The following is a 4,668-nucleotide window of genomic DNA, read 5'->3' as shown; positions in this document are numbered from 1 at the left end:
GTCTCGTTGAACACGCTCGCGTCGTTCGGGACGGAGACGGAGTCGGCGAGGTTGAACCGCTTGACGATGTCGGCGTCGCCCGAGAAGCCGAGCGCGCGGAGCAGCGTCGTGACCGGCAGCTTCTTCTTCCGGTCGATGTACGCCCACATCATGTTCCCGACGTCGGTCGAGAACTCGATCCACGAGCCGCGGAAAGGGATGACGCGCGCCGAGTACAGCTCGGTCCCGTTCGGGTGCACCGAGACGTCGAAGAAGACGCCCGGGCTCCGGTGGAGCTGGCTGACGATGACGCGCTCGGCGCCGTTGATGATGAAGGTGCCCAGGGGGGTCAGGACCGGCAGGTCCCCCAGGTACACTTCCTTTTCGATGATGTCCTTGGGACGGCGCTCGTCGCCCACGTCCTCCCACACCACCAGCCGGAGCGTCGCCTTGAGCGGAGCCGCGTACGTCATGTCGCGCTCCATGCACTCCTCCATGTCGTACTTGGGCTCGCCCAGCGAGTACCGTACGAATTCCAGGGAGAAGTTCCCGTTGACGTCCGAGATGGGGAAGATCTCGTTGAAGACGCGCTCCAGCCCCACGTCCTCGCGCTCACGCGCGGCGGCGTCGGTCTGGAGAAGCGTGTCGAACGCCCTCAGCTGCACGTCGAGGAGGTTGGGATGCTCCATCCCCGACGTCAGCTTGGCGAATGAGACGATCGGTTTGTTCAGCGTTGCCAAGTGGGTCTCCCTCTCAGCGTGCGTGGATTCGGAAAAGCGCAAACGACCCCGACCGAATGCGATTCGGCGGGGCGGCGTACCGTCCGTCGGAATTTGATTGTAGTCCTGCTCTGTGCCATGTGCCGCCGCGCTGGAGTAACCGGAAAAGGAAGCCGGTGCGGCCCGTGGCCGCTCCGGCTTCGCGGTCCGGCGCGCGGAGCCCCTGGGGGTTCCGCGCGCCGGCTCGCCCGGTTACTTCAGCTCGACGGTGGCGCCCTGCTCGGTCAGCTTGGTGCGCATGGCCTCGGCCTCGTCCTTGGTCAGGCCGTCCTTGACGGTCTTGGGAGCGCCGTCCACCAGGTCCTTGGCTTCCTTCAGGCCCAGGCCGGTCAGCTCGCGCACGACCTTGATCACCTGGATCTTCTTCTCGCCGGCGGCCATCAGCACGACGTCGAACTCGGTCTTCTCCTCGGCGGCCGGGGCCGCGGGTCCACCAGTCGCGGCGGCGGCGACGGCCACGGGGGCCGCGGCGGTCACGCCGAACTTCTCCTCGAAAGCCTTCACGAAGTCGGACAGCTCGAGAACGGTCATGTTGCCGATCGCGTCGAGCAGCTCGTCACGGGTAAGCGTCGCCATCTCAGGGGCTCCTTTAGTCTACGTTCGTTCGTACAGGAATGTCAGATCGGTTCCGGCCCGGGGCCGGCGTGCTCATGGGCGGAACGGGCCCTCAGGCCCCCGCCTCTTCCTTCTGCTGCCGGAGCTGGTCCACCGCGCGGGCAAAGCCGGCGATGAGCTGGCTCATCCCACCCGCCAGGCGCGCCATCGGCGCCTGCAGGCCGCCGGCGATCTGCGCCAGCAGCACCTCGCGGGGCGGCATGTCGGCCAGCTGCCGCACCTGCGCCGGGTCGAAGGGCTTCCGGTCCACCACGCCCACCTTCACGGTGGGGCGGTCGCCGAACTCCCGGGCGAAGTCGGCCAGCACCTTGGCCGGCGCAACCGCGTCCTCGCGGCCGATCACCACCCCCGTGGGGCCGGTGAAGAAGCCCGCGATGTCGGGCAGCTCCAGGCCGTCGAGGGCCCGGATGGCCAGCGTGTTCTTGACCACCACGTAGTCCACGCCCTGCTTGCGCAGGCGGCTGCGGAACTCGGTGATCTGCTTCACGCTCAGGCCGGTGAAGTCCGTCAGGTAGAACGCGCTCGCGTCGCCCAGCTTCTGCTGGAGCTCGGTGACGACGACGTTCTTCTCGTCTTTCCTCATCCGCTCAGCTCCGCCGGAAAAGGTTGGCATCCACCGGAACGCCGGGTCCCATGGTGCTGGAAACCGTCAGCCCGCGCACGTACTGCCCCTTGGCAGCCGCCGGCTTGGCCCGGATCACCGTGTCCATGAAGGCGCTCAGGTTCTCTTCCAGCTTCGCCGGCTCGAACGACACCTTCCCGATGGGAACGTGCACGTTGCCCGTGCGGTCCACGCGGAACTCGATCTTGCCGGCCTTGATCTCGCGCACCGCGCGCGAAACGTCCATCGTCACCGTGCCCGCCTTGGGCGTGGGCATCAGGCCGCGGGGGCCCAGGATGCGCCCCAGCTGGCCCACCTGGCCCATCATGTCGGGCGTGGCGACGCAGACGTCGAAATCCAGCCAGCCGTCCTTGATCTTCTGGACGTACTCGGTGCCCACGAAATCGGCACCGGCTTCCTCCGCCTCACGCGCGCGGTCGCCCTGGGCGATCACGAGCACGCGGGCGGTCTTCCCCGTACCGTGGGGAAGGACGACGGCGCCGCGGACGATCTGGTCCGCGTGCCTCGGGTCGACGCCAAGGCGGACGGCGGCTTCCACCGTCTCGTCGAACTTGGCGAAGCTCAGCTCCTTGACGAGGCTTACGGCCTCGGCGGGCTGAAACGTCGATCCCTCGGGCACACGGGCCTGCGCGTCGCGGAACTTTTTCCCGTGCTTTGGCATGTACCCCCTCAGCGAACGTTTCTCACGAGTCCTCCCACCCGGCGTTCGCCTGGCCCGCGGTGGTTGATCGGACGGGATTTTCGGCCGCGCTCCGCATTCCTGCGAAACGGAAGGGCGGGAGACCGCTTCCTGGGCTCCGGCCGAACTCCACTTCTCCCGCCTGGGACCGGGGACGCTCGAAAGCGCCCTCCGGCTCCTGACTTGAAGTACCTGGTGCCTGGTGCCTAGTGCCAAGGACTTGGTACTGGGCACTCGGGACTGGGTACTTCCCTTACTTCGCCACCTCGACGCCCATCGACCGGGCGGTGCCGGCGATCTGGCGCATGGCGCCCTCGATGTCGGCCGCGTTCAGGTCGGGCATCTTGGTTTCGGCGATGCTGCGCAGCTGCTCCTGCGAGAGCGTGCCCACCTTGGTCTTCTTCGACGAGGCGGAGCCCTTGTCCAGGCCGATGGCCTTCTTGATCAGCACCGCCGCCGGGGGCGTCTTGGTGATGAACGTGAAGGAGCGGTCCGCGTACACGGTGATCTCGACGGGGATGATCATCCCCGGCTGACCCTGCGTGCGCGCGTTGAACTGCTTGCAGAACTCCATGATGTTCACGCCGTGCTGGCCCAGCGCGGGGCCCACGGGGGGCGCCGGGTTGGCCGCGGCGGCGGGAACCTGGAGCTTGATGAACCCGGTGACTTTCTTCGCCATCTTCGCCTCGAATCAACGTCCGCTTCAGAAGCCGCGGAGCTGCGTGTAGTCCAGCTCGATGCTGGTGGGCCGCCCGAAGAGCGACACCTCCACCTTGACCTTGCCCTTGTCGTGGTCGATGTCCTGCACGGTGCCGCTGAACTCCTTGAACGGCCCGTCGGTCACCTCGACCACCTGCCCGTGGTTAAACGGGATCAGCACCACCGGGGCCTCGGCGGCGGCCGGGGCCGCTTCCTCCTGACCCAGCACCTTCGACAGCTCGTCGTCCGTCAGCGGCGCGGGCTCGGCGCCCGTGCCCAGGAACTTGATGACGCCCTGGATGCTGTTGATCAGGTGGGCCGTGCGCTGGTTGTACACCATCTTCACCAGCACGTACCCCGGGTACAGCTTCCGGGTGACGGTCACGCGCTTGCCGTTGCGAAGCTCCACCTCTTCACGGGTGGGGACCATCACTTCCTGGATCTGCCGGGTTTCCGGCTCGCCCTGCTCCTCGTCGATGCGGCGCTGGATCAGCCGCTGCACCTTGTTCTCGTGCCCCGAATAGCTCTGGATGGCGTACCACTTGGCGTCGGCCATGGGCGCGCTCAGCTCGTGAACAGGGACGAGATCATGTCGAGCACCAAGCCGACCCCGCGGTCCATCACGAAGATGATGGAGGCCATCACCAGCATGAACACCACGATCATCCCGGTGGAGCTCTTCAGCTGCGCCTGGTCGGGCCAGGTGATCTTCTTGACCTGCTCGACGACTTCACCGAAGAAGTCGAGGGCAGAGGTACGCGTCGTCGTCTCAGCCATGCGGAAACCGTTCGCGATCAAAAAAGGGTGCCGGCCGGCCCGGAAAGGGCCGGCCGCCGTTCCGGTGCCGCTTACTTGGTTTCCTTGTGCGGCCGGTGCGTGTTGCACCGCGGGCAGTACTTCTTGTACTCCACCCGCTCGGGGTGCTTCCGCTTGTTCTTCGTCTTGTGATAATTCCTCTCCTTGCACTCGGTGCAAGCGAGGATGACCTTGTCACGCATGGCTGTTTCTCCTTACCCGCGAATAGACGACGAGCGGCGGGGAGGCGACGGTGCCTCCCCACCGCTGTGCCGGCCGTTGATCAGTCCAGGATTTCGGTGACGACGCCGGCGCCGACGGTGCGGCCGCCCTCGCGGATGGCGAAGCGAAGCTCCTTTTCCATCGCGATCGGCGTGATCAGCTCCACCGACATCTGCACGTTGTCGCCCGGCATCACCATCTCCACACCCTCGGGGAGGTTGGCGGTGCCCGTCACGTCCGTCGTGCGGAAGTAGAACTGCGGGCGGTACCCGTTGAAG

General features: G+C 66.5%; 7 protein-coding genes and 2 pseudogenes. All 9 read right to left on the bottom strand.

Annotation, left to right across the window (positions count from 1 at the left end; all coding sequences use genetic code 11):
* A pseudogene (gene rpoB / locus VF632_RS19430) lies at positions 1 to 719 on the bottom strand (DNA-directed RNA polymerase subunit beta); the annotation flags it as partial.
* 231 nt (positions 720 to 950) lie between these two features.
* Positions 951 to 1,334: a 50S ribosomal protein L7/L12 gene (gene rplL, locus VF632_RS19425; protein ID WP_331024596.1), complete on the bottom strand. Its 384-nt coding sequence runs from the start codon at positions 1,332 to 1,334 to the stop codon at positions 951 to 953.
* A 91-nt stretch (positions 1,335 to 1,425) separates the two neighbouring features.
* Complete coding sequence (rplJ, locus tag VF632_RS19420; RefSeq protein ID WP_331024595.1) at positions 1,426 to 1,956, bottom strand: 50S ribosomal protein L10; 531 nt, start codon at positions 1,954 to 1,956, stop codon at positions 1,426 to 1,428.
* A gap of 4 nt (positions 1,957 to 1,960) precedes the next feature.
* Positions 1,961 to 2,656 carry a 50S ribosomal protein L1 gene (gene rplA, locus VF632_RS19415; protein WP_331024594.1) on the bottom strand — a complete coding sequence of 232 codons (696 nt, stop codon included), beginning with the start codon at positions 2,654 to 2,656 and terminating at the stop codon, positions 1,961 to 1,963.
* 271 nt (positions 2,657 to 2,927) lie between these two features.
* Positions 2,928 to 3,353: a 50S ribosomal protein L11 gene (gene rplK / locus VF632_RS19410; RefSeq protein ID WP_331024593.1), complete on the bottom strand. Its 426-nt coding sequence runs from the start codon at positions 3,351 to 3,353 to the stop codon at positions 2,928 to 2,930.
* 24 nt (positions 3,354 to 3,377) lie between these two features.
* Positions 3,378 to 3,929, bottom strand: a complete 552-nt coding sequence (nusG, locus tag VF632_RS19405; protein WP_331024592.1) for a transcription termination/antitermination protein NusG — start codon at positions 3,927 to 3,929, stop codon at positions 3,378 to 3,380.
* Positions 3,930 to 3,937: 8 nt separating this feature from the next.
* On the bottom strand, positions 3,938 to 4,150 hold the full coding sequence (gene secE / locus VF632_RS19400) for a preprotein translocase subunit SecE (RefSeq protein ID WP_331024591.1): 213 nt from the start codon (positions 4,148 to 4,150) through the stop codon (positions 3,938 to 3,940).
* Between the two features lie 71 nt (positions 4,151 to 4,221).
* Entirely contained in the window at positions 4,222 to 4,371 is a 150-nt protein-coding gene (gene rpmG, locus VF632_RS19395) for a 50S ribosomal protein L33 (RefSeq protein WP_331024590.1), read from the bottom strand.
* Positions 4,372 to 4,451: 80 nt separating this feature from the next.
* A pseudogene (gene tuf / locus VF632_RS19390) lies at positions 4,452 to 4,668 on the bottom strand (elongation factor Tu); the annotation flags it as partial.

Source organism: Longimicrobium sp. (genome assembly GCF_036388275.1).
Taxonomy (GTDB): domain Bacteria; phylum Gemmatimonadota; class Gemmatimonadetes; order Longimicrobiales; family Longimicrobiaceae; genus Longimicrobium.
This window is presented reverse-complemented; position numbering and strand designations above follow the sequence as displayed.

Excerpts from the sequence above, each read along its gene's own strand:
- rplL (WP_331024596.1), bottom strand. The coding sequence starts at position 1,334 with ATGGCGACGCTTACCCGTGACGAGCTGCTCGACGCGATCGGCAACATG.
- rplJ (WP_331024595.1), bottom strand. The coding sequence starts at position 1,956 with ATGAGGAAAGACGAGAAGAACGTCGTCGTCACCGAGCTCCAGCAGAAG.
- rplA (WP_331024594.1), bottom strand. The coding sequence starts at position 2,656 with ATGCCAAAGCACGGGAAAAAGTTCCGCGACGCGCAGGCCCGTGTGCCC.
- rplK (WP_331024593.1), bottom strand. The coding sequence starts at position 3,353 with ATGGCGAAGAAAGTCACCGGGTTCATCAAGCTCCAGGTTCCCGCCGCC.
- nusG (WP_331024592.1), bottom strand. The coding sequence starts at position 3,929 with ATGGCCGACGCCAAGTGGTACGCCATCCAGAGCTATTCGGGGCACGAG.
- secE (WP_331024591.1), bottom strand. The coding sequence starts at position 4,150 with ATGGCTGAGACGACGACGCGTACCTCTGCCCTCGACTTCTTCGGTGAA.
- rpmG (WP_331024590.1), bottom strand. The coding sequence starts at position 4,371 with ATGCGTGACAAGGTCATCCTCGCTTGCACCGAGTGCAAGGAGAGGAAT.